The 23259-nt window shown below is 35.1% G+C and carries 23 protein-coding genes; 15 read left to right on the top strand and 8 right to left on the bottom strand.

Annotation, left to right across the window (positions count from 1 at the left end; all coding sequences use genetic code 11):
- Positions 1-684: 684 nt before the first annotated feature.
- The 4 genes from coxB to Q5N69_RS04615 are packed head-to-tail and all read left to right on the top strand — an operon-like array spanning position 685 to position 5377.
- Positions 685-2229 (top strand): cytochrome c oxidase subunit II, encoded by a 1545-nt coding sequence (gene coxB / locus Q5N69_RS04630; RefSeq protein WP_304367754.1) that lies wholly within the window; start codon positions 685-687, stop codon positions 2227-2229.
- Between the two features lie 9 nt (positions 2230-2238).
- Positions 2239-3843 (top strand): cytochrome c oxidase subunit I, encoded by a 1605-nt coding sequence (ctaD, locus tag Q5N69_RS04625; protein ID WP_304367684.1) that lies wholly within the window; start codon positions 2239-2241, stop codon positions 3841-3843.
- 56 nt (positions 3844-3899) lie between these two features.
- Positions 3900-4451 carry a cytochrome c oxidase assembly protein gene (locus tag Q5N69_RS04620; protein WP_304367683.1) on the top strand — a complete coding sequence of 184 codons (552 nt, stop codon included), beginning with the start codon at positions 3900-3902 and terminating at the stop codon, positions 4449-4451.
- Positions 4452-4492: 41 nt separating this feature from the next.
- Entirely contained in the window at positions 4493-5377 is an 885-nt protein-coding gene (locus Q5N69_RS04615) for a cytochrome c oxidase subunit 3 (RefSeq protein WP_304367682.1), read from the top strand.
- Between the two features lie 62 nt (positions 5378-5439).
- Here the strand turns inward: Q5N69_RS04615 and Q5N69_RS04610 are convergent, their stop codons facing one another.
- Complete coding sequence (locus Q5N69_RS04610; protein ID WP_304367681.1) at positions 5440-5649, bottom strand: DUF2909 domain-containing protein; 210 nt, start codon at positions 5647-5649, stop codon at positions 5440-5442.
- Between the two features lie 40 nt (positions 5650-5689).
- On the opposite strand from Q5N69_RS04610, the gene Q5N69_RS04605 reads away from it, so the two are divergent.
- The 5 genes from Q5N69_RS04605 to Q5N69_RS04585 all read left to right on the top strand — a co-directional run bounded on the left by Q5N69_RS04605 (position 5690) and on the right by Q5N69_RS04585 (position 9704).
- Positions 5690-6463 carry an SURF1 family protein gene (locus Q5N69_RS04605; protein WP_304367680.1) on the top strand — a complete coding sequence of 258 codons (774 nt, stop codon included), beginning with the start codon at positions 5690-5692 and terminating at the stop codon, positions 6461-6463.
- Positions 6460-7020, top strand: coding sequence for a hypothetical protein (locus Q5N69_RS04600; protein WP_304367679.1), 561 nt, complete (start codon positions 6460-6462; stop codon positions 7018-7020). Before Q5N69_RS04605 ends, Q5N69_RS04600 begins: the two co-directional genes overlap by 4 nt.
- Positions 7021-7087: 67 nt before the next feature.
- Positions 7088-8092, top strand: coding sequence for a heme A synthase (locus tag Q5N69_RS04595; RefSeq protein WP_304367678.1), 1005 nt, complete (start codon positions 7088-7090; stop codon positions 8090-8092).
- Between the two features lie 8 nt (positions 8093-8100).
- Entirely contained in the window at positions 8101-9009 is a 909-nt protein-coding gene (gene cyoE, locus Q5N69_RS04590) for a heme o synthase (protein WP_304367677.1), read from the top strand.
- 56 nt (positions 9010-9065) lie between these two features.
- Positions 9066-9704, top strand: a complete 639-nt coding sequence (locus Q5N69_RS04585) for an SCO family protein (protein WP_304367676.1) — start codon at positions 9066-9068, stop codon at positions 9702-9704.
- Positions 9705-9897: 193 nt separating this feature from the next.
- Here the strand turns inward: Q5N69_RS04585 and Q5N69_RS04580 are convergent, their stop codons facing one another.
- Positions 9898-10986, bottom strand: a complete 1089-nt coding sequence (locus Q5N69_RS04580; RefSeq protein WP_304367675.1) for a polysaccharide deacetylase family protein — start codon at positions 10984-10986, stop codon at positions 9898-9900.
- A gap of 284 nt (positions 10987-11270) precedes the next feature.
- Between Q5N69_RS04580 and Q5N69_RS04575 the strand changes: the two genes are divergently transcribed.
- Positions 11271-11693 (top strand): GNAT family N-acetyltransferase, encoded by a 423-nt coding sequence (locus Q5N69_RS04575; RefSeq protein WP_304367674.1) that lies wholly within the window; start codon positions 11271-11273, stop codon positions 11691-11693.
- Positions 11694-11696: 3 nt separating this feature from the next.
- On the opposite strand, the gene Q5N69_RS04570 is transcribed toward Q5N69_RS04575, so the two are convergent.
- On the bottom strand, positions 11697-11936 hold the full coding sequence (locus tag Q5N69_RS04570) for a hypothetical protein (protein ID WP_304367673.1): 240 nt from the start codon (positions 11934-11936) through the stop codon (positions 11697-11699).
- A gap of 24 nt (positions 11937-11960) precedes the next feature.
- Complete coding sequence (nfuA, locus tag Q5N69_RS04565; RefSeq protein WP_304367672.1) at positions 11961-12539, bottom strand: Fe-S biogenesis protein NfuA; 579 nt, start codon at positions 12537-12539, stop codon at positions 11961-11963.
- Positions 12540-12778: 239 nt separating this feature from the next.
- Here nfuA and Q5N69_RS04560 point away from each other — a divergent pair, with 239 nt between their 5' ends.
- The gene (locus Q5N69_RS04560; protein WP_304367671.1) at positions 12779-15349 is read left to right on the top strand and encodes a M14 family zinc carboxypeptidase; all 2571 of its coding nucleotides are present in this window, start codon (positions 12779-12781) and stop codon (positions 15347-15349) included.
- Positions 15350-15461: 112 nt separating this feature from the next.
- Here Q5N69_RS04560 and Q5N69_RS04555 read toward each other — a convergent pair whose 3' ends face one another.
- Both Q5N69_RS04555 and Q5N69_RS04550 read right to left on the bottom strand, forming a co-directional pair.
- Entirely contained in the window at positions 15462-15935 is a 474-nt protein-coding gene (locus Q5N69_RS04555; RefSeq protein WP_304367670.1) for a VOC family protein, read from the bottom strand.
- 124 nt (positions 15936-16059) lie between these two features.
- Positions 16060-16833, bottom strand: coding sequence for a ComF family protein (locus Q5N69_RS04550; protein WP_304367669.1), 774 nt, complete (start codon positions 16831-16833; stop codon positions 16060-16062).
- A gap of 53 nt (positions 16834-16886) precedes the next feature.
- Here Q5N69_RS04550 and bioH point away from each other — a divergent pair, with 53 nt between their 5' ends.
- From bioH to Q5N69_RS04535, 3 genes are all read left to right on the top strand, one after another.
- The gene (bioH, locus tag Q5N69_RS04545) at positions 16887-17702 is read left to right on the top strand and encodes a pimeloyl-ACP methyl ester esterase BioH (RefSeq protein WP_304367668.1); all 816 of its coding nucleotides are present in this window, start codon (positions 16887-16889) and stop codon (positions 17700-17702) included.
- Between the two features lie 219 nt (positions 17703-17921).
- A complete protein-coding gene (locus Q5N69_RS04540) occupies positions 17922-18206 on the top strand; it encodes a hypothetical protein (protein ID WP_304367667.1) in 285 nt (94 codons plus the stop codon).
- Between the two features lies 1 nt (position 18207).
- Complete coding sequence (locus Q5N69_RS04535; protein WP_304367666.1) at positions 18208-19152, top strand: putative metalloprotease CJM1_0395 family protein; 945 nt, start codon at positions 18208-18210, stop codon at positions 19150-19152.
- Between the two features lie 100 nt (positions 19153-19252).
- Here Q5N69_RS04535 and pyrE read toward each other — a convergent pair whose 3' ends face one another.
- Entirely contained in the window at positions 19253-19906 is a 654-nt protein-coding gene (gene pyrE, locus Q5N69_RS04530; protein ID WP_304367665.1) for an orotate phosphoribosyltransferase, read from the bottom strand.
- 16 nt (positions 19907-19922) lie between these two features.
- Complete coding sequence (rph, locus tag Q5N69_RS04525; protein ID WP_304367664.1) at positions 19923-20636, bottom strand: ribonuclease PH; 714 nt, start codon at positions 20634-20636, stop codon at positions 19923-19925.
- A 790-nt stretch (positions 20637-21426) separates the two neighbouring features.
- Here rph and Q5N69_RS04520 point away from each other — a divergent pair.
- Positions 21427-23238 carry a YfiR/HmsC family protein gene (locus Q5N69_RS04520; RefSeq protein WP_304367663.1) on the top strand — a complete coding sequence of 604 codons (1812 nt, stop codon included), beginning with the start codon at positions 21427-21429 and terminating at the stop codon, positions 23236-23238.
- Positions 23239-23259 lie beyond the last annotated feature (21 nt).

The raw sequence follows: 23259 nt of genomic DNA, 5'->3' as shown, positions 1-23259 counted from the left end.
AGTTGATTAATTAACTGCTCATTTTTAACGGTTAAAATTAATAATGACGGCGTTATAAAATTTATAAGTAGAATAACTACTTACTAAATTTTATGCCTTGTAATTATCCATTTTTCCTCATGAAAAAGTAGATCACTTCATTAATCAAATTGGTATAACTATATAGACTTAGTTACTTAGAGTTTACTTTTTAAACAATCATAGTTGAAAGTAAACTCTGTTTTCCCTCCTTTAGTTCAATATCTCACCTTAGTTTCTTATTTTTATACTTCAATCTTCATAATTCAAATGAATGTTGATAGGTTAGTATAAAAATTGAACACAAAAAAACTATCTAAATAAAATTTAAATTTCTTCATATTGTTACGTTGTTTAAAAATAAAACAACTTGTATCCTCAGCGTTTATAAGGCCTTAGCTGTCTTAGAGCTCTTACTCTATTGTATTTATTATGTTTTTATTTAAGTAGCTACTCTAATTTAAAATTTGACGTAGTTTGATATTTGAGTAATTCTAGAATAGAAAGTATACAAAAAAATAATATTGAGTAGCTGGCTAATACTCAACACTCGTAAAGAAAATAATAATAATAGTGTAGCGAAACGTACAAAGTATGACTGTTCATTGAGCAGGTTTTGTCTTTTTTGCGTTAAGTTAAATAGAGGAGTGAGGGAGATGTCGTGTGATAAGACGTAACCTATGTTTACTGATCTTGGGGAGTTTGTTTTCCTGTTCAGTTTGGGCAGAGATGCAGTTAAATCTGACGAAAGGTGTAACCGAAATAAGTAGGGAAGTTTATGACCTACATATGCTGGTTATGTATATTTGTACCGGAATTGGTGTTGTTGTTTTTGGCGCTATGTTTTGGTCTATAGCTTTCCACCGGAAATCCAAAGGAGCAAAAGCAGCTTCTTTTCATGAAAGCACCAAGGTAGAAATACTCTGGACCGCTATCCCAATCGTAATTCTAATTGCTATGGCTATCCCAGCCACTAAAACCTTAATTGAAATGGAAAATAACGACGACTCAGACGTCACCATTCAAGTAACTGCATCTCAATGGAAATGGCACTATAAATACTTCGATCAAGGTATCGAATTTTACTCTGTTTTATCAACGCCAAGAGATCAATACGAAAATCAATTAGAAAACCACGCCGATAGAGGTGAAAACTATTTACTTGAAGTTGATAGACACCTCGTTATACCTGTTAATAAAAAAGTAAGATTTTTGATAACGTCTGATGATGTTATTCATGCTTGGTGGGTTCCTGCGTTTGCTGTTAAACAAGATGCCAACCCAGGTTTTATTAACGAAGCATGGACCAAAGTTGATAAGCCGGGTATTTATCGAGGTCAATGTGCTGAGCTATGTGGTAAAGATCATGGTTTTATGCCGATCGTTGTTGAAGTGAGAACGGAAGAGGGCTATGCACAGTGGCTTGATGAACAACATGAATTATTAGCCAAAGCAGCTGAAGCTGAAAAAGCCTCTTTAAACGCATCTGTTTCTATGGATGAGTTAATGACATTGGGTGAAACTACCTATGTTGCCTATTGTGCAGCATGTCATCAGGTTTCAGGTTTAGGTCTTCCTCCTGCATTTCCTGCGCTTAAAGGTAGTGCTATCGCTACGGGGAGTGTCGATGGGCATATAACAACGGTCTTCAATGGCATAGCTGGTACAGGCATGCAAGGTTATGGCAAGCAATTATCGTTAAAACAAATTGCAGCGGTTGTAACTTACGAGCGTAATGCTTGGGGTAATAATACAGGTGACGCAGTACAAGCCGCAGATGTGCAAGCAGCTGTGGGTGCCGCAGCTAGCAGTGTGCAGGCTACTACTGATGAAGAAAGTCAGGTCAGTGAAGTTGCTAAAGAAGTAATTCCTGCTGAAGACTTATCAAAAGAATATACCAAAGATGAATTAATGAAGATGGGTGAACAAGTTTATATGACGGCTTGTGTAGCTTGTCATCAAGCGTCAGGTAGTGGATTACCTCCTGCATTTCCAGCGCTGAAAGGCGGTCCAATTGTACTTGGCGACGTAGCGGTTCATATCGATATAGTTGTTAATGGCAGTAAGAAAAATCCATCTATGGTGGCTTTTGGTAGCCAATTAACAAAAACACAAATAGCAGCAGTAGTTACCTATGAACGTAATGCATGGGGTAACGATACTGGTGATGTAGTTCAACCCGCAGCAGTTGATGCTGCCAGTGCGAAGTAGGAGGTAGACATGACAACAGAAAATATAGCAACAGAGCAGTCTGATCACGATTCGCACGACGAGCATCACGATCATAAAATGACAGGTGTAAAACGTTGGTTGTATACCACTAACCACAAAGATATAGGAACGTTATATCTGTGGTTCTCTTTTATTATGTTACTCACTGGCGGAGCATTAGCCATGGTAATTCGAGCTGAGCTTTTTCAGCCTGGATTACAAATAGTTGAACCTGACTTTTTTAATCAGTTAACCACCGTGCATGGATTAATTATGGTGTTTGGCGCTATCATGCCTGCATTTACTGGTTTTGCTAACTGGATGCTACCTATGATGATCGGTGCTCCAGATATGGCTTTACCACGTATGAATAACTGGAGCTTTTGGATTTTACCTTTTGCTTTTGGGATTTTACTAAGTTCATTCTTTATGGAGTCAGGCGCGCCAAACTTCGGTTGGACATTCTATGCTCCGTTATCAACAACGTTTTCAAATGGTAGTACAGCATTTTTCGTTTTTGCTGTTCACATTATGGGTATTTCGTCCATCATGGGGGCTATCAATATCGTTGTAACCATCATGAATTTGCGTGCTCCTGGCATGACATACATGAAAATGCCTTTATTCGTTTGGACCTTTTTTATTACTGCTTATTTATTGATTGCGGTAATGCCGGTACTCGCGGGTGTAGTGACTATGGTATTAACTGATACGTATTTTGGGACAAGTTTCTTTGATGCGGCAGGTGGCGGTGATCCCGTTATGTTCCAGCATATCTTCTGGTTCTTTGGGCATCCTGAAGTATATATTATGATCTTGCCAGCTTTTGGTATTGTGTCTACGATCATTCCAGCATTCTCACGTAAAAAACTGTTTGGTTATGCATCAATGGTTTATGCGACATCTTCTATCGCTTTATTGTCGTTTATCGTGTGGGCTCATCATATGTTTACAACTGGTATGCCGTTGTTTGGTGAACTGTTTTTTATGTATTGCACTATGCTGATTGCGGTACCAACGGGTGTAAAAGTATTCAATTGGGTAGCAACTATGTGGCGTGGTTCTTTAACTTTTGAAACACCTATGTTGTTCTCAATTGCCTTTGTGATTTTATTCACTATTGGTGGGTTTTCAGGGTTAATGCTAGCGATGACTCCTGTCGATTTTCAATATCACGATACCTATTTTGTTGTTGCGCATTTTCATTATGTATTAGTAACAGGGTCATTATTTTCTATCTATGCGGGAGCCTATTACTGGTTACCTAAATGGACTGGGCATATGTATAGCGACGCTTTATCTAAATGGCATTTTTGGTGTTCACTCATCTCAGTTAACTTACTATTTTTCCCAATGCATTTCTTAGGTTTAGCAGGTATGCCTCGTCGTATTCCTGACTATGCTCTTCAGTTTGCAGATTTCAATAAATGGGTAAGTATTGGCGGATTTGCATTTGGTTTATCACAGTTAATATTCTTAGTTGTTGTTATTAAGTGTATTCGTGGCGGTGAAAAAGCTGCGGCTAAACCATGGGATGGCGCTGAAGGGCTAGAGTGGGAAGTGGCAAGCCCTGCACCATATCATACGTTTTCTACACCACCAAAAATTGATTAGTAATGAGCTACTCGTCATTCATTATGACGAGTTAGTGATTTAATAAGGCGGTTAACGTGATAGAACAAAAAGCAGAAAATACTAAAAAGAATAAAACGGTATTAACTAAATTAATACTTATCGTATTTGGTATGTTTGGCTTTGGCTTTGCGTTAGTGCCTTTATATGATGTTTTTTGTGACATTACTGGATTAAACGGAAAAACAAATGAAACGGCAGCTAGTTATTCTGCCAGTGGAGTTGATACCTCTCGTACCGTTAACGTTCAGTTTATTAGTCGGATGTCTCAAGGAATTCCATGGAAGTTTGAACCCATTCAACGTGAAATTACGGTACATCCAGGTGAAGTGAAGTTTGTAACATTTTACGCTAAAAACGAGTCAGATAGAGCGATTGTAGGGCAAGCGGTTCCTTCTGTATCGCCAGGTTTAGCAGCAGCATATTTTCAAAAAATAGAGTGCTTTTGTTTTACCCAGCAGCCTTTGAAAAGTAATGAAGAAGTAGAAATGGGCTTACAGTTTTATGTTGATCCTGAGTTACCCGAAGATATCTCAACAGTGACCTTGTCTTATACTTTATATGATGTAACAGGCAAGGTTGACTCGTAAAAAGAATATTGCGTGTTTAGCTCATAATTAGGGGAAATTTAATGGCTACTAAAGAATATGAAAATTATTATGTGCCGGCTCAAAGTCATTGGCCAATAGTCGGTGCAGTTGCGCTATTTTTAATAGCAATCGGTGCAGCAAATTTTGTATCAAATATGAATAATGAAGAAAGTGGTGTAGGCGGTTATTTAGTTATTGCTGGCATTGGTTTAGTGGTTTATATGTTATATGGCTGGTTCAGTAATGTAATAAATGAATCTATGTCAGGTAAATATAGTCACCAAATGGACAACTCATTTCGACAAGGTATGAGTTGGTTCATTTTCTCAGAAGTTATGTTTTTTGCCGCTTTTTTTGGCGCGTTATTTTATGCAAGAACCTTATCAGTACCTTGGTTAGGTGGCGCAGGCAATAATGAAATGACAGGTGCAGTGTTATGGCCTGAATTTAAAGCTGTTTGGCCATTGATTACTACTCCTGGTGGCACAGAAACTACTCAGATGGGCTGGTACGGATTACCGCTAATTAATACCGTATTGTTATTAACATCATCTATTACCGCACATTTCGCTCATTCTGCTTTAGCAAAAGATAATAGAGAAGGCATTAAACTTTGGTTAGGTTTAACTATTGTTTTAGGTGTGGTTTTCTTATTTTTTCAAGTTCAAGAATATGCTCATGGTTATTCTGAAGAAATGCAGCTTTATTTAACAAGTGGTATTTATGGCTCAACTTTTTATTTATTAACTGGTTTTCATGGGATGCACGTAACTCTTGGTACCATAATGTTAATTGTTGTATTTATTAGAGTTTGGAAAGGGCATTTTAGCTCAACTAATGCCTTTGCATTTGAAGCAGCAAGTTGGTATTGGCATTTTGTTGATGTGGTTTGGGTAATATTATTTGTTTTTGTTTACGTTATATAAAGGTGAATTTTTAAAACATGAGCAAGGTAAATTGTGAGTATTTTACTTTGCTCTAGTTTTCGTTAATGGGGTGTAGGATTTGGTGTAATAAGCCCCGTCATAATTCCCACTAGTATTAATATAACAATGAATGCGGACATCATAACTCTTCGACCAATAAACTTAGACATTGATGGCTGATTAGGATCGTTTTTATTCATAATAATTAACGTTTTAAAGAGGTTGTAAACCATAAAAATCAAACAACCAACAAGTATTATTTTAATGATCAATTCGCCGTTTCCTATTGTTTTGTTTTAAGGAATTAATTGTTTGAAAAATCTGTTCTCAAACATTCGTCTGCCTTGGTTGATATTTACACTACTGGTTTTTATAGCATTAGTAAAATTAGGATTATGGCAAAGTGATAGAGCTATAGAAAAAGAAACTCGTTTGAAAAATATAACTCAATTGAGTCAAACCACAGCAATGTCATTAACTGAAATACAAAATTTTCCTTTAAAAGAGATAAACGATTATCCGATTAAACTTAAAGGTGAGTTTGAGCAAGACATTTTATTTCTTCTCGATAATCAAACGAATGAAGGGCAATTAGGTTATCGCGTTTATCAAGTTTTTACTGATCATAACCAATCTGTACTCGTGAACTTGGGTTGGGTTATGGGATCAATTAATCGTGCCGAGATACCTGATATAAAACCTATAAAAGGTGCTTTTGAAATAAATGGTCATATACGATTAATGGACAAAGGCATATTGTTAATGGAACAAAACTTTACTGAAGTTTCATGGCCTCTAAGAGTGCAGCAAGTAGAGTTAGATAAGTTTTCTACTGTGATTAAAAAAAATCTTTTACCTTTTATTGTGTATGTGAATGAAGAAGAAACATTAGGGTATAAGAAAAATTGGCAACCCATTGTGATGCCACCTGAAAAACATCGAGCATATGCATTTCAGTGGTTTAGTTTAGCGCTAGCCTGGCTAATTCTAATGTTTTGGGCTTCAATTAAATTTAATCGAACTTGTGATGAAGAAAATCCAATAAACGAAAAAGCTAATAATAAAATAAAGGATCTGGATGTATGAGTGATGTACAAAAACATAAATCTCGTCGTAATTTATTACTGGTAATAGCCGTGTTTGTTTTACCTATTGTTTTAGCTAAATTAGCATTAACTCAAAACTGGCTTGAATATGGAGTTACTAATAAAGGCACTCTTGTTGAAAATGAATTAACTTTACAAGAACTTGGTATTGTTGATGACGAATTAAATAACATGTGGTTAATTTTATATGCCTTACCTGACGATTGTAACGAACATTGCGAACAAACATTATTGAGCGTAAACAATACGCTTGTAGCTTTAGGAAAAGATAAACCAAAAGTTAGAAATGTAGCTCTTTATAAACATAGTTTATCTAGCGATCAACTAAGCCATTTAGACCAAGCAATATGGTCAGTTATCCCATCTCCTAGTAAGCAACATCTTCTTATTCAACAACCAACGGTATTATTAATCGACCCATTAGGTAATATTATTTTAGAGCATAAACCGCCTGAATTTGTCGAAGAACAGGCGATGTTTGGTAAAGGAATTCTTGCTGATATGAAGAAATTACTCAAATATTCAAAGATTGGTTAACTAGTAAATTGGTTAGGTATTTGTTCGATTAAATGTAGATTGATACACATTAAAATGGATAGTCGTGATGAGCCGTAACATTACAAATATAAAAACATTGGTGTTAGTTAGTATTTTATTAGCCATTATAGTCGTGAGTTTAGGTGCATATACGCGCTTGACTCATGCGGGGTTAGGTTGTCCAGATTGGCCTGGTTGTTATGGTTTTCATGATGTTCCACATACAAGTGAAGAAATATTAAAGGCAGAAGCAGCCTTTCCTGATCGGCCTGTAGAACCTGAAAAAGCTTGGAATGAAATGATCCATAGATACTTCGCAGGTGCGTTGGGTTTATTGATACTTCTTATTACCTTTTTATCAATTAAAAATAGAGAGGTAGGTAGTCCAGTATTTCTACCAATTTTGATCTTATGTGTTGTTACTTTTCAAGCAGCTTTAGGGATGTGGACTGTTACGATGAAGCTTATGCCTATTGTTGTTATGGCTCATTTATTGGGAGGTTTAACAACATTATGTCTGTTGTTTTTATTGTATTTGAGAATAAAGCGTTTTCATGTACGCGAAGGTAATACCTCATTAAGACGAATGGCCAAGTTTGGTTTGTTGGGTATTGTTTTACTTACAGGACAAATAGCTTTAGGCGGATGGACTTCTTCAAATTATGCGGCGCTAACTTGTACAGAGTTACCGATCTGCCAAGCAGGTTGGCAAGAACAGCTGACTTTTGAAGATTCTTTTGATTTGATTCCACCAGAATTAGAGACTTATGAATATGGGCATTTGAGCCATGCTTCACGGATTACTATCCATGTTATGCATAGGTTTGGGGCTATTGTTGTTTCTCTTTATTTACTGTGGTTGTCTTTCTTGGTAATGAGTAAGGCATCTTCATCTTTTTTCCAGCAAACTTCTTTGGCACTCGTTACCGTTTTAGTTTGTCAGGTTGGGTTAGGTATAAGTAATGTTCGGTTTTCTTTACCATTAGGCGTAGCGGTTGCACACAATGTGGTGGCTGCATGTTTAATGTTAACGTTGATCCTCCTCACGTACGGCTTACAGCGTAAAATATAGGGGTTAATATGAATACAACAACGTCAGAGTTAAACATCAAAGTTTCACATGCCACATGGCGTGATTATTACGACATAACTAAACCTAAGGTTGTCGCTTTACTGGTATTAACCGCATTAGTTGGGATGAGCTTGTCGGTTCCAGGCACTATTCCATGGCAACTCTTAATACCTGCTATGTTAGGTATAGGTTTATTATCTTCAGCTGCAGCGGCAATTAATCATATTGTTGATGAGAAAATTGATAGGGAAATGGGCCGAACCTATAATCGCCCTTTGCCTAATGGCAGGCTAACGTCAAAGAACGCCATTATTTTTGCGGTAAGCATTGCTGTTATTGGTTTTGTAACTCTTTATGGATTAGTTAATCCGCTTACAGCATGGTTAACTTTATCTGGGTTAGTAGGCTATAGCTTTGTTTATACCATGTATTTAAAACGTGCTACTTCTCAAAATATTACTATTGGTGGTTTAGCTGGAGCTATTCCTCCGTTACTGGGGTGGACTGCAATGACTAACGAAATCCATCCTCATGCTTTGCTTCTTGTTTTGATTATATTCACATGGACACCTCCACATTTCTGGGCATTAGCAATCCATCGTAAAGATGAGTATGCCAAGGTAAATATTCCTATGATGCCCGTAACTCACGGTGTCAGTTTTACTAAAACTCAAATTTTACTTTATACCGTTTTATTATTTGTTGTAGGTTTGCTGCCTTATTTAGTTGGTATGTGTAATTGGTTGTATTTAATTGGGGCTGTTTCACTAAATTTAATTTTCTTTGCTTATGCATGGAAACTTAAATTTAATGCTGATGAAAACACTGCAATGGACACTTTTAGGTTTTCAATAATACATCTAATGTTACTGTTTATTATCTTGTTAGTAGATCATTACTTGTTGCCTTTATCTTGATGTATAGAATAATAGCCACTAAGGTTTACTATAAAGTAATGAGTCTAAAGTAAGTTATGAACAAAATTATATATGTTGTGGTTGCAGTAGCCGCATTGATCACCGGCGTTTTGATGTTTTCTCAGTTTAGCCAAGGACCTAAACCTGAATATGCTTTGTATTATGAGACAGAGCGAGTGATCAAGCCATTTAAAATGACAGACCATAACGACACAAGTTTTACTAACGAGCAACTTAAAGGTCAATGGTCTTGGGTGTTTTTTGGTTACACTTCTTGCCCAGATGTTTGTCCTACAACATTACAAGAGCTTAATTTTGTTTATGATGATATGAAAGCTATTGCCAGTAATACTCAAGTGATTTTGGTTTCAGTCGATCCTAAGCGCGATACAACAGAAAGACTTGCAGGTTATATTAAGTATTTTAATAGTGAATTTATCGCACTAAATAGTGGTCATGAGGTGTTGTTTCCATTTGCGCGTAACTTAGGTTTAATGTACGCGATTAATGATGGTGAACGCTCTGAAGATGGTATGTATACCGTAGATCATAGTGCATCCATAGTGCTTATTAATCCAAATGGAAACATATCTGCTATTTTTCAACCTCATCAGGTATTAGGTAAATTACCTACTGTAGAAGGCGATAAATTGGTAAGTGATTTTTCTAAAATAGTGGCATTAAATATTAAGTAACCTGAGTTCGGCCTAATATATTATTCTCTAACAGCTACTTTTACTTGCTTCATCGTTAAATTTTATAAGTAATAATTTTAATGAATTAAAACATTTTAAACCGAGTTCAGGTTAAGTAAATTTCATAAAATGGTGTGATACAAAATATCTAAAGCTTAATGTAATCATTACATTAAGCTTTTTTGATATATAACTATAGTGGATACCAGCTTCCATCTGCATTTAAAACAAACCAAGGTTGTGAAAACCAATAAAATCGACCTGACTTCTCTATACTGGGTGCCGTACAATTACTGCGAACTCTACCTATAGGCAAAGATTTAGAAAAAGTTAAAGTAAACTTGTCAGCGCTTATCCATTCAACTTCCTGCTTTCCTATTCCTGATATATAACAAGTTAATAAATTACGATTAAAGTCTTCAACTTTTACATTGAAAGTTACATCCTTAATGCTGCTGTAAGTTGTAATAGGGCTCTGATGGTTACTTGTATCTGTAATTAACATTGATAAATCAAGTGGCATTGAATAAAGCTTATCTTTTAGACTTGCTATTTGATCATAAGGTTGAGAAGCAGGAAAACGAGGAATAGCGGTTAAATCTGTACTTAGTCCTACTGCTCCAGATTGTTGTGTAAAGGCAACAAAATCATTTTCATTTAACCAATGTTGTAACTCAGATGTATATTCACCATAAGGGTAAGCAAAGAACTTAAAGCTTTTCCCTGTGTGCTCTTCAATAATTGATTCTGCTAAAAGTAAATTATTGGTTTGTTGCGTGAACCATTCTTCTTTTGATTTGTTTTTGGTTTGTCTAGCAAACGAGTCATGAGTTAAGCCATGATTGGCTATCGTTACTTGTTGATTCGGTAAATCTGACAGTGTGGTGATTTGATCCCATGAAAGATAAGGTTTGGGAGATGAGTTGATTAATTGAGGATTAATAAAGATTGTGTAAGGAAACTTAAATTTATCCAGTATAGGCTTAGCTTGCGACAAAATATTGCTATAGGCATCGTCAAAAGTTATCGCGACCGTTTTATCTGGCAAGCTTTGTTTGTTTTTTAATGCGTTAACTAACTGAGGTAACGGGATCACATTAAATTGTTCATCAGCTAAATATTGTAAGTGAACTTCAAATTGTTTTGGAGATATTGACGTGCTTTTTGGCGTAGAGTCACTTACATGATGATACTGTAAGATTACTGCTGCTTTACTGGTAATAAATAATGAAGATATTAGAGTACATATAAAAAATAGGAAAGTGAGCTTTTTAATGAGCATGTTAATCTCTCGTTCAGGTAAGGTGAATATAATAATGTGCAAATGTTACATCACTTATCTATTATTAAATGACTAATATTAATCTAGATAAGTACTTATTGTCAGACGTTTAATTAAGAAAATGTTTCTAAGTTGATGAACAAAGTTAAGATCGATAACGTTGTGTTATTAGACCGTTAAATTATTACCTATCGTCGTATTATATGAGATAGAGATGGGACTTTTGTATAAATAAACGTTACAGTTTAAATTTCCCGAGTAGACAACCGTATTAAGGAACTAAAATGGAAGTGAAATTAGCCGATAGCAATTCAAATATTCAAGGAATAGCGGCTGTTCTTCAACAGTTACGCACTCAGTTTCCCGTTGCTTATATCAAAACACAAATCCGTGAACAAATGGAAGATGGCTACAATATCGCTTACATAGAAGAAAATGGCGAAATAGTATGTGTAGGTGGTTTTGTTATAGGTCAAAAGCTTGCTTGGGGTAAGTATCTATATATAGATGACTTAATAACAAATGAGAACGCACGTTCTAAATCTGCAGGTGCGGTTATGGTTAAATGGCTTAAAGAGCATGCTAAGGCTAATGGTTGTCAGCAATTACATATAGACTCTGGAGTACAGCGTTATATGGCTCATAAGTTTTACTTACGTGAAGGCTTTATTATTGCTAGCCATCATTTTTCCATGAGCCCACTTTAAAAATTAATATTTTCTTCTTTGAAATATATTAAGTAGTCGATTAGCAAACATACCGATATACCCGTATGCAGCTAATAAAATGGCTGGTATCAAAAAACACAACCCTACTATTTGCCAGTAATGATGAAAATAGTAGCCAACAAAAATAAGTAAAGCACCAATAATAAAAAGGCCAAGCCCACGCATAAAAAATGACAAGCTGCGTTGCGGGTTTTGGCCTAGTTTTTCTAATAGTCTATTCAATGATTAAACTGAGTTTAAAAGGGCTTAATAGTAAGAGTGTTCACCACGTTCGTGCTCAGTCATATCTTTAACACCTTTAATTTCGTCACCCATAACTTCAATTAACTGTTTCTCAATACCATCTTTCACCGTTACATCAATCTGGCTACAGCCATTACAACCACCACCAAACTGTAGAATGGCATAACCATCTTCGGTTATTTCCATTAAAGTACACTCGCCACCATGGCCAGCTAACTGTGGGTTAACTTCTGCTTTCAAAAAGTAATCAACACGCTCAAATAATGGAGCATCATCGCCTACTTTACGTAATTTTGCGTTAGGTGCTTTTAGTGTTAACTGTGAACCCATTTGATCTGTTGTAAAATCAATCTCAGCGTCTTCTAAGAAAAGCTTACTTGCACCATCTATATAAGCGGAAAACTTCTCAAAAGGTAGTTCAATATCTTCAGGCTCAACAGCGTCAGCAGGACAATAAGAAACACCACATTCAGCGCTAGCTGTTCCTGGGTTTACAACAAATACGCGAATACTTGTACCCTCAGCTTGTTGTGATAATAACTTAACAAAATGCTCTTGTGCGGTTTCAGAAATATTGATCATAGCTTTATTCTACTCTCTCGATATGCGTTAACAGAAAAGATGAAAATACCTGAGTAAAACACTCAAGTATGTACATTTTACTCTCCAAAGATGATTGGTGCTAGTGGTAGATTAAAATAAAAGCTCTAATTTCACTGTTAAGCCTAGTTTAGACGTTAATATTTTGTTATTTTTACTAGCTATAAGTCGAGTTTTTAAGATGATTCTTAACAGCTTGGCATCACTTTAAGGATGATTGAATGTCTTTTTCCCGCACAACTATTATAGTTTTATCATTTTTCTTTGTATTTTTAGCTCAGGCTGCATCTATTACTGAATATTTACCTGAAGGTCATGTTTATAAAAAAGAAATTCCTACACCTCACGATATTTTAGGTTTTGGTCTAGGTGAAAGACATATCCGATACGATCAACTTTATAGCTATATTAAGGCTGTAGATAGTAACTCAGCGCTTGTTCAAACAAGCGTTATGGGGAGAACAAATCATTTTAGGGAGCAATTACTTGTTACTATCACAAGTGAAAAGAATCAGGCTAATTTAAATGATATTTTAAATTCCAGAGCTGATTTCTCAATTAAAAAAGCTGATGAACCTTTAGTTATTTGGTTAGGTTATAGCGTACATGGCGATGAACTAAGCGGTGCCAATGCAGCCCTTGCTGTAATTTATCATTTAGCAGCAAGCCAAAATCAGTCGGTAAAAACATGGTTAGACGACACTATTATTGTAATGGAACCTAGCAGTAACCCCGATGGAATGGACAGATTTGTTAGCTGGGCTAGCGATAATAAAGGCACAGTTACTAATCCAGATCCTAATCATATTGAACATCATCAAGGCTGGAGAACCGGGCGCGGGAATCACTTTGAGTTTGATTTGAACCGTGATTGGTTGTTACTTTCTCAGGTTGAAACGCGAAACAGAATGACATATTTTCAACGCTATCAACCAAATGTTGTGGGGGACTTTCATGAATTAGGCTCAGATAAAAGTTACTTCTTTCAACCAGGAGTTGCTTCACGTATTAACCCACTAACCCCGAAAAACAATATTACTCTGACACACCTAATGGCAACTTATCACGCTAAAGCATTAGATAAGGAAAATCATTTATATTTTAGCCAAGAGCAATTCGACGATTTTTATTATGGTAAAGGCTCTACTTACCCCGATATTAACGGCAGTGTCGGCATTTTATTCGAGCAGGCCAGTAGCATGGGCATGCAAATCGAAACTGGTAGTGGAATACTTACACTAGAATATGGCATTAAGAATCATGTGCTTACTTCCCTTTCTACTATTGAAGGTGCTTGGGTTAATAAAGATAAGTTTATTGAACATAGGAAATCGTTTTATAAAAATGTTGAAAAAGAAGTTAAAGAAGAAAACTTTAATGGGTATTTAATTACTGAAAAATACGATCATTATCGTTTAACAAGTTTCTTAAATAAATTGAAGCAACATCATATTGATGTGTACCAATTAACTGATGACTTTAAAGTTAAATCTACTGTATTCGATCCCGCTTACAGTTATTACATCCCGTTAAATCAACCAAAATTTAAAGTCATCAAAACTTTATTTGATACACCAACCACATTTGAAGATAACACCTTTTATGATGTTTCAGGTTGGACTTTACCTTTAGCTATGAATATTGAGTTTCATAAGATTGATAGTACCCGAGGATTGGAGCTTGCTAAATCTCCTTGGAAAGAAACAGCAGAACAATCCAATTTAACAACAGAAAACCCAAGCCTAACAAGTTCAGCATATGCCTATATATTTGAATGGAATGATTTCTTAGCACCTAAACTACTTAATCAATTACTGAGCTCTAATATTAAAGCTAAAGTTGCCATTGAAGGTTTTACTAGCGTCATTAGAGGTAAAGAACAACAATTTGAAGCAGGCAGCATTGTTATTCCTACGGCTTTGCAAACAGAAAGCCATTGGCAAAAGAGCTTAAATGAACTTGCTCAAAAAAATCATATTGCGCTTACTGCTTTAACTTCAGGATATACAGCACAAGGTGTTGATCTTGGCAGTCCATCTTTAAAAAATCTTAAGTCGATTAAGGTGTTACTGATTGGTGGAAAAGGGGTGTCTGAAACAGAAGCGGGAGAAATTCTTTTTTACTTAGACGATACCTTAAATATTCCTATAACCGTTGTAGAAAAAGATCGCTTAGATAACATTGAGTTAAATGATTACACACACATTGTAATGGTTAATGGAAACTACCAAACATTAAGCCCTATTGTTGTTATTAAATTAGAAAGTTGGTTAAAAGCTGGCGGTGTTGTTTTTGCGCAAAAATATGCAGCGCAATGGTTATCAAGTAAAGATATTTTAAAAGCGTCGTTTGTCAGTAGGAATCAAATTAATCAATTGTTTGACACCTCAGAGCTTACTTATAAAGATAAAGATTATTTAGCTGCTAGAAAACGCATTGCAGGTGCTATTTATGAAACAAACTTAGATACAACTCATCCGCTAACTTACGGTTTTAATAAAGCAAAACTACCAGTATATAAAAATAACACTTTGATTATGGAGCCTTTGCATTACCCATTTACAAATGTTGGAACTTACTCTTCATCGCCTTTACTAAGTGGTTATACTGATAAGAGCTTGATCGCTAGAATTGCAAACACATCTTCTTTAGTTGCGCATAATGTTGGAGAAGGGCGTGTTATTGCAACTACTGATAATTTTGTTTTCAGAGGTTATTGGTATGGTAGTGCAAAATTGTTAGCGAATAGTTTATTTTTTGGTAAGGTATTTAGCGCTCCTGCAAAGCGCTAAGTTTCAAAAAGACATTTATGATCACCAATCGAGAATATACTGTAGCGCTAGATTATTCAGTTATGCTAACAAGTTGAGGGATTAAGGTGATTGGTTAATTTACTAATCACCTTCAGTTGATAGATTTAAACTCTAATCTATTACCGCTTGGCTCTCTTATCATCATATGTTGAGAAGGACCTTTATAAAAAAGCTCTGGTGCAAACTCTATAACAACTCCTGGTACTGTCTTAAAACGTTCATACAATATATTTAAAGATTCTATATTTTTAACTGATATGGCTAAGTGGTGTAAACCTACGTTATTCTTTCGATCAAAACTTACGGCTTCATCAGGTTTGATGGCTTGCCAGAGTGTAATTAGCATTGCGCCATCACTAACAAAACTTGCTGGGTAAGAAGTGTCTTTGCCTTTTAGCTCCCAACCTAAAGTATCAACAAAAAAACTCGTTGAAGCGTTTAAATCAGTAACCGTTAATCCTACATGGTTAAAACCGGTAGTTAAAATGGCATCTTTTGCTGATAAGTTCAGGCTGGTGAATAAAGTAAGAGTGATTATAAGTAAACGAATAATATGATGGTTCATGATTTTAAGTACGTAAATGATTGATGCTAAAACAGACCTGATCAAACGTAATTAAATTTTATAGATAAGACTTATTTTTCAATACTGAACCTCTTATTCCTATGAATTAAATTATTAATGAAGATTATTCAGATTTGGGCAATGCAATAGTTACGCTCATCACCGATACTATTTCTACACCATTTCTCTTAAGTAATGTAGATATTTCATTAACCGTGGTACCAGTGGTAACTACATCATCAATTAAAATGACATGTTTGGGTAATTCCATTATTTGAGTATTTATAGCAAATGCATTCTTAATGTTTTTACGTCTTTCTGTTCCCGTTTTACCGACTTGTGCTTCAGTCTCTAATATGCGGCTAATGACATTGTTTTTATATTTTATGCCACTGTACTTAGCAAACTTTTTAGCAATTAAGTGAGCTTGGTTATAACCTCTAAATTGCCATTTAGTCAGATAAAGAGGAACAGCTAATACAAGTTCAGGTTTTGGTTGGTCATTTAATTTGTTGATACTTTTGATATTGGTTTGCCAACTATCATTAAGAAGCCGAGCTAATAAACCCGCTAACTCAAACCTACCGTTATATTTTAATGAACCTATCCACTGACTATAAGGCCAAGTATGGGGAGATAATGAATACAAATGATCAAAAGCTTGCTTTGGTATTAACTTATTAATGGCAGGCCAATTAAGCAAGTCAGAAGATATGATAGGATAATTAAAAGTAGGTAAATCTTGTAAACAAAATTGACAGATTAGAGGGTATTCTTGGCATTTATTTCCACATAAATCGCATGATGATAAAATCAATGACGACCTATGTATAAACCGTTTAAGGGTATTAATATAACTATATGTACCACGTTTAAAACTTACAGTATCAAATTCCATTTTGAACAGCCTTCAAGTAAACTTAAACCCATTTAAATCAGTATATAAATAAAATGAGTAATTCGCTAACTACAACTCGATATCCCACTAAAAATAATCACAAAGACACCTCAAATATCCCGTTAGTTTTTATTCATGGTTGGGGGCTTAACTCTGCTGTTTGGCAACCTACGATTAAAATTTTACAGCAAGACGTTGATATTATAACAGTAGATCTTCCAGGCTTTGGGTTAAACATAAACCATAAATTAAATGACTATTCATTGGAGAATGTTGCTAATGAAATCCAATCAGCAGTTGGTATGCCTGCTATTTATGTTGGTTGGTCATTAGGTGGTTTAGTTGCTACACAGTTAGCATTAAGTTTTCCCGAAAAAGTGTTAGCTTGCGTAACTGTAGCTAGTTCCCCATGTTTTCTCAGCCAAGAACGTGAAGCCTCATCATGGCCTGGTATATTACCTAGTGTGCTAACTATGTTTTATCAACAATTAGCACAAGACACTAAAAAAACTTTAGAGGGTTTCTTAAAGATTCAAGCAATGGGGAGCCCAAATATAAGACAAGATATAAAAACGATTCGAAATCTCGTGATGCAATATCCTGTACCTACTGAGCAAACTTTAAGTGACTCATTACAATTACTTGAGAAGGTCGATCTACGTAATGACTTATCAAGGTTAACCTTACCTTTTTTACGCTTATATGGCAGGTTAGATAGCTTAGTTCCAAAGGCAGCAATTGCACAAATAGATGATTTACTTCCTAATAGCGACAAACATATTTTTGATAAAGCTTCCCATGCTCCATTTATTTCTCATGGTGATGAATTTAATGAGGTGCTCTTGTCATGGGCGCAAAAACATCTATAAAATTTCAATTGAACTTTTGAAGACGAATAAAGCCTAAACTATTACTTTAGGATTATCCTACATTTAGGTTTTATCTTGGTTATAAAGGGGCCATAACATTTACTTTTTGGCGTTTATGGTTAATAATTAAACTATGGGCACGCGTTAAAAATACAAATATTTTTCTTCAGACATAACATTTAAATTATATGTTTTATGAAGAGAAATTAGGAGGCATTTATGGAAATACAATCTGCATTTAGCAGTGGATTACAAGGTTTTCAAAAAGCGAATGAAGACGCAAGTAAAGCGGCATCAGATATAGCGGCGAGTACATCTTATCGCTCTGAATCTTTACAACAAAGTGAAACGACAGCAACAGCACAATTACAAACGCAAACACAACCAGATTTAACACAGTCGATTGTAGATTTAAAAGTTGCTGAATTCCAAGCGAAAGGTTCTGCTAACGTTATAAAAACTGCTGATGAAACCTTAGGTACTTTACTGGACGTTCGAGTATAAAATGAACATCACACCGCATGTTAATCCGTTACCTGTTGCTACGGCGGTTAACCCGCCTACGGATAACTTGCGTCAAGAAAATGCTAGCCGACCTATTATTACTGCACCCACTCAAACCAATGGTTCGCCTGCAGAAAAAGGCACAGCTGATAAGCACAAGGCATCTGATCAATCAGGTGATCAGTTTAATTTTACTGAGTTACAAAAGTCTGCTGAGAAAAATGCTAACCAAATTGCTGAAAGATCGGGGCGAGGTGAGCAAGAGCACAATCAAGAAAACAATCAAGAAAGTGCTAATCAAAGCTCAGAAGAAAAACCTGAAAATAGCCAAGAAAGTGTAGAAGCGGTTCAAAACGAAAAAGAGATCCAACAACTTAAGGCGCGTGATCAAGAAGTTAGAGCTCATGAATTAGCGCATGCCTCGGTAGGAGGAAGCGCAACTGGCTCTCCTTCGTATGAATTTGAAATAGGCCCTGATGGTAATAAATACGCTGTTGCTGGAGAAGTTTCTGTAGACTTATCGCCAGTTCCTGATGACCCACAAGCGACTATCGCTAAAATGGAACAAGTATACGCAGCGGCACTTGCGCCTGCTGATCCGTCTGCTCAAGATTTAAAAGTTGCGGCACAAGCTGCAGATCTAATAGCCCAAGCTCAAGTTGATTTAGCAACTGTAGAGTTAGATGAAAGTGAGGGTAATAATCAGCCACAAAAAGCATCACCTTATATTGGTAATAGTGGTGTATTTCGTGATGAAGCCAGTTCAGAAAGTCAAAGTAGGCTATTTGACACGCAAATAAGCCAAACCTTGAAAGCTCAAGAAGAAGTTGCACCTTCAATTTCTAATGATGTGAAAGCAAGATCTGAGCGTATAGAGGGTTATTACTCAAATATTATACAAGCTTATGAGAAGCAGCCATCGCATCAGTTTGAGTTAAGTGTTTAAGTTTTTCTAGTTAATAAAAAACCCGCTAAAAAGCGGGTTTTTTATTGCATCATTTTTGTTAAATACTCAATAACTTTGCGTTTAACCTAAATACAGTGAACTAAATTCCGTAAGTTTCTCTATACTGTTTGATGCTATTTAAGCTATCAACTAAACTCGGATCTTCATCTACTTTCTCTTCTAAGTACGTAATTAAATCAGCTAAAGTTACGATTGAAATAACTTGTGTACCAAAATCACGTTCAACTTCTTGAATCGCTGATAGTTCGCCTTTGCCTTTTTCTTGGCGATCTAAAGCGATAAGTACACCTGACAACTCAGCACCATGGGCTTTAATAATCTCCATTGATTCACGAATAGCTGTACCTGCGGTAATTACGTCGTCAACCAACATAATTTTACCTTCAAGTGGAGAGCCTACTAAAGAGCCACCTTCACCATGAGTTTTAGCTTCTTTACGGTTAAAGCAATATGGAATGTCTAAATTATGATGATCGGCTAAAGCAACTGCTGTAGTTGTAGCAATAGGAATACCTTTGTAAGCCGGTCCAAAGAGTAAATCGAACTCTATTGACGAATCAGCTAAAGCGGACGCATAATAACGACCTAACTTAGCTAAATCACCGCCAGTATTAAACAAACCAGCATTGAAAAAATATGGGCTTGTTCGGCCAGATTTTAAAGTAAATTCACCAAAGCGTAATACGTTTTTAGCTAAAGCAAATTCAATAAATTCACGTTGATAATTTTTCATTAATTTTTTGTCCTAATTAACTTAAAGCTGATTTTTGAATATCAAATAACTCGTTAATACCCGCTTTAGCTAGTGTTAGCATTTCTTGCATTTCGTCAAAGCTAAACGGTTCTTCTTCTGCTGTACCTTGAACTTCAATTAACTTACCTGTGTCTGTCATTACAACATTCATATCAGTTTCAGCAACGGAATCTTCAGGGTAGTCTAAGTCAGCAACAGCTTCGCCTTTGTATATACCAACTGATACAGCAGCAATCATGTGCTTAAGTGGGTTAGTTTTAATGATGTCTTTAGCACGCATATAGTTAAGGGCATCAACCAATGCAACACAAGCACCTGTGATAGAAGCTGTACGAGTACCGCCGTCTGCTTGAATAACATCACAATCGAAGCTAATTGTGTTTTCACCTAATGCTTTTAAATCAACAGCAGCACGTAAAGAACGAGCGATTAAACGTGAAATTTCTAGTGTGCGACCGCTTTGTTTACCGTTTGCAGCTTCACGTCTCATACGTGTATGTGTTGAACGCGGTAACATACCATATTCAGCAGTTATCCAACCTTTACCTTGGCCTTTTAAAAAACGAGGAACACCTACTTCAACTGAGGCAGTACAAATAACTTTAGTGTCGCCAAATTCGATTAATACCGAACCTTCAGCATGTGCAGTGAATTGACGAGTAATAGTAACTGGGCGGATTTGCCCTAGTGTTCTGCCGCTTGGACGCATGTTTAAATTCCTAACATTAAATAATTGCCGAGCATTATAATCGTTCGGCTTGTAATTTGACATAATGAGGTGCTAAATATTCTTTATATTAAGAAGAATTAAAGCTGTTATTACGTTTACTTATACTTCGCTGCGTCTAGTCATATCTAATAATGAGTAAGTTTTTATAAGCTCTAATGTAAGTAACTATAAGGTTTTTAGTACGTTAATACTTGTATTGCCAATATAAATAATATTCTTCAAATAAATCCATCTCTGAAAAACGCTTTGTAGTATTTCCATAACTAGATATCGTCATAAAACAAAAATAATTAATATTTTCCTCAATGAATTTTAATTCCTGCTGAAGTCCTACATTTACAGTGATGACGGGGATATAGCTTTATGTTTATGCTTGTAAATAAACTTATGGGTTAATTGTTATTGTGTTGTTAATTAAAGAGGGCGTATACATTATGCAACTATATCGATATATTAAATTTTATTAACGCTTCAATATGTATAATTAAGTAATTAAAAACATACAAATAGCGGTGTTTTTATATAGCTCACCTATCTTGTATGATTGATTTTCCTAACATTTAAATTGTTGATTTGTGATATATGAAATTAGAAATTTGTTGAAGTTGATGCATTGAGTTAAATTGTTTTCAAGTCATTATTTTAAACTTAAAACAGCAGCGTTAAAGAGTAGTGGAAGGGAATCCGGCCACTTGGTTCATTAAAGTCAAATGTATACATTTGTTAAAATGTAGTTGGTCTCATTTAAACCAGTTTTACAAGGTATGTTATGAAAGCAAATTTTGCGCGATTAAAATCAAATTGGATATTGTTAATTGTTAGTATGTTTTTTTCTACAGGAGGTCAAACTTGGGCACAAAGCTCAACACTTGAGTTTGAAAAAGCTACGTTAGTAAGTAAGTTTTTAAAACATGTAAGTTGGCCTGAAGAAGATAGGCAATCGGCATTCATTGTTGGTGTATATAATGATGCCGAAAAATATGAATATTTTAGTGATTTTTTTGCCTACAAAGGTATTAAAGGTAAAGATATTATAGTTCGCTTGGTTAAAGATGTTGATGAAGCTAAAGCCGTTAATATTTTGTATATATCTTCATTATCAAATAAAAGAAATTTATCAATATTAGTAAATAAGATTAGTGGTTCACATGTTTTAATTATTACCGAAGGCACTAAATTGAACTCTGATATGATGGTGAATATTAAATATAATGAACAAAGATCGAACATGATTTTTGAGGTTAACTATCCCAATATTATTGATGAAAAGTTAACCATGCCTGAATTATCTTATTTTATGGATGAAAAGAACAACCAGAACTTACTATCAGCAAGTCCTACCTTTTTATTAGAAACCCAAAAAAAACAAAAGTTAATAGAACAACAGGCACTTGAAGCTAAAGTTATAAAACAAGAAGCGTTATTAGACCTATTAAATCATAGGTTGAAATTAAGTGAAGAAAGCTCAGAGAAATATAATTTTGTTTTAGAAAAACATTCGGAACGTTTAAAAATCGCGCAACAAACAATCGCTAAAAAGAATAGTGAAATTAAGACGAAAAATGAGGAGTTACAGAGCTTAGAAAAGCAATTGCAAGATCAAAAATCACAATTAGAAATGAATAAGCAAGATTTGCACGTAGCTGATGAAGGAAAAATTGAAGAGCAAGAGAAAATAATAATAGATTTAACTGCCAATTTAGAAAAACAAAAACGAATGGCAAATAATACTGCAATAAAGCTAACAGGTATGACTCAAGATAATAAGAATTTATCTATTTATAAAATTTTATTTTATATTTTTCTTATTATGTTGGTTATTGCTTTAATTATTACGTACATGATGTGGAATAAAGTTAAAAATGCTTCGACACAAAACACTCAATTATTAAAGAATGATGATAATTTATTATTGTCAGTTAGAGAGAATCAATTAATTAAATCAGAAAATATTGCTGCTTTAGGGTATATAGCCTCTGATATTACCTATGCAATCAGTTTATCTTTAGATAACCTCAAGGATCAACTTACATCAGCCGATGATATTAAAAAAGCTGAAATACTTAAACCTGTAGTGACTTTATTAGAACATTTTAACCTTATTGCGGCAGATCAAGATGAAACTCATATTCAGAATTTTGACGTAATTGCTTACGCACAAAAAATGATGATGCTTTATGATTTTGAATTTGATCAAAGTGATATTGATTATCATTATTCAGGTGAAAAAGAATTAATGATTAAGTCAGTTCCTAGCTATATTGCATTAGCCTTATTAAATCTAATTAATAACTCATTAAAACACGGTTTTGATAATAACGGTAAAGGTAAAATAGCTTTGAAAATTGAAAAGGGTGCGAAGGGTGGAGCTAAAATCACTTATATTGATGACGGTAAAGGAATGAATAAAAGTACATTAGAACAAGTGTTTAAACCTTTTTTTACTACTCGTAGTGATCGTGGTTATGTAGGTGTGGGTATGAGCACGACTTATGACCTGATCAAAAATAAACTAGCGGGCGATATCAAAATAAAAAGCCAAGAAGGTAAGGGTACATCAGTAATTATTACCTTACCTTAATTGTAGTTTAGTTAAATTTAA

The sequence above is a fragment of the Pseudocolwellia sp. AS88 genome (assembly GCF_030551755.1).
Classification (GTDB): domain Bacteria; phylum Pseudomonadota; class Gammaproteobacteria; order Enterobacterales; family Alteromonadaceae; genus Pseudocolwellia.
This window is presented reverse-complemented; position numbering and strand designations above follow the sequence as displayed.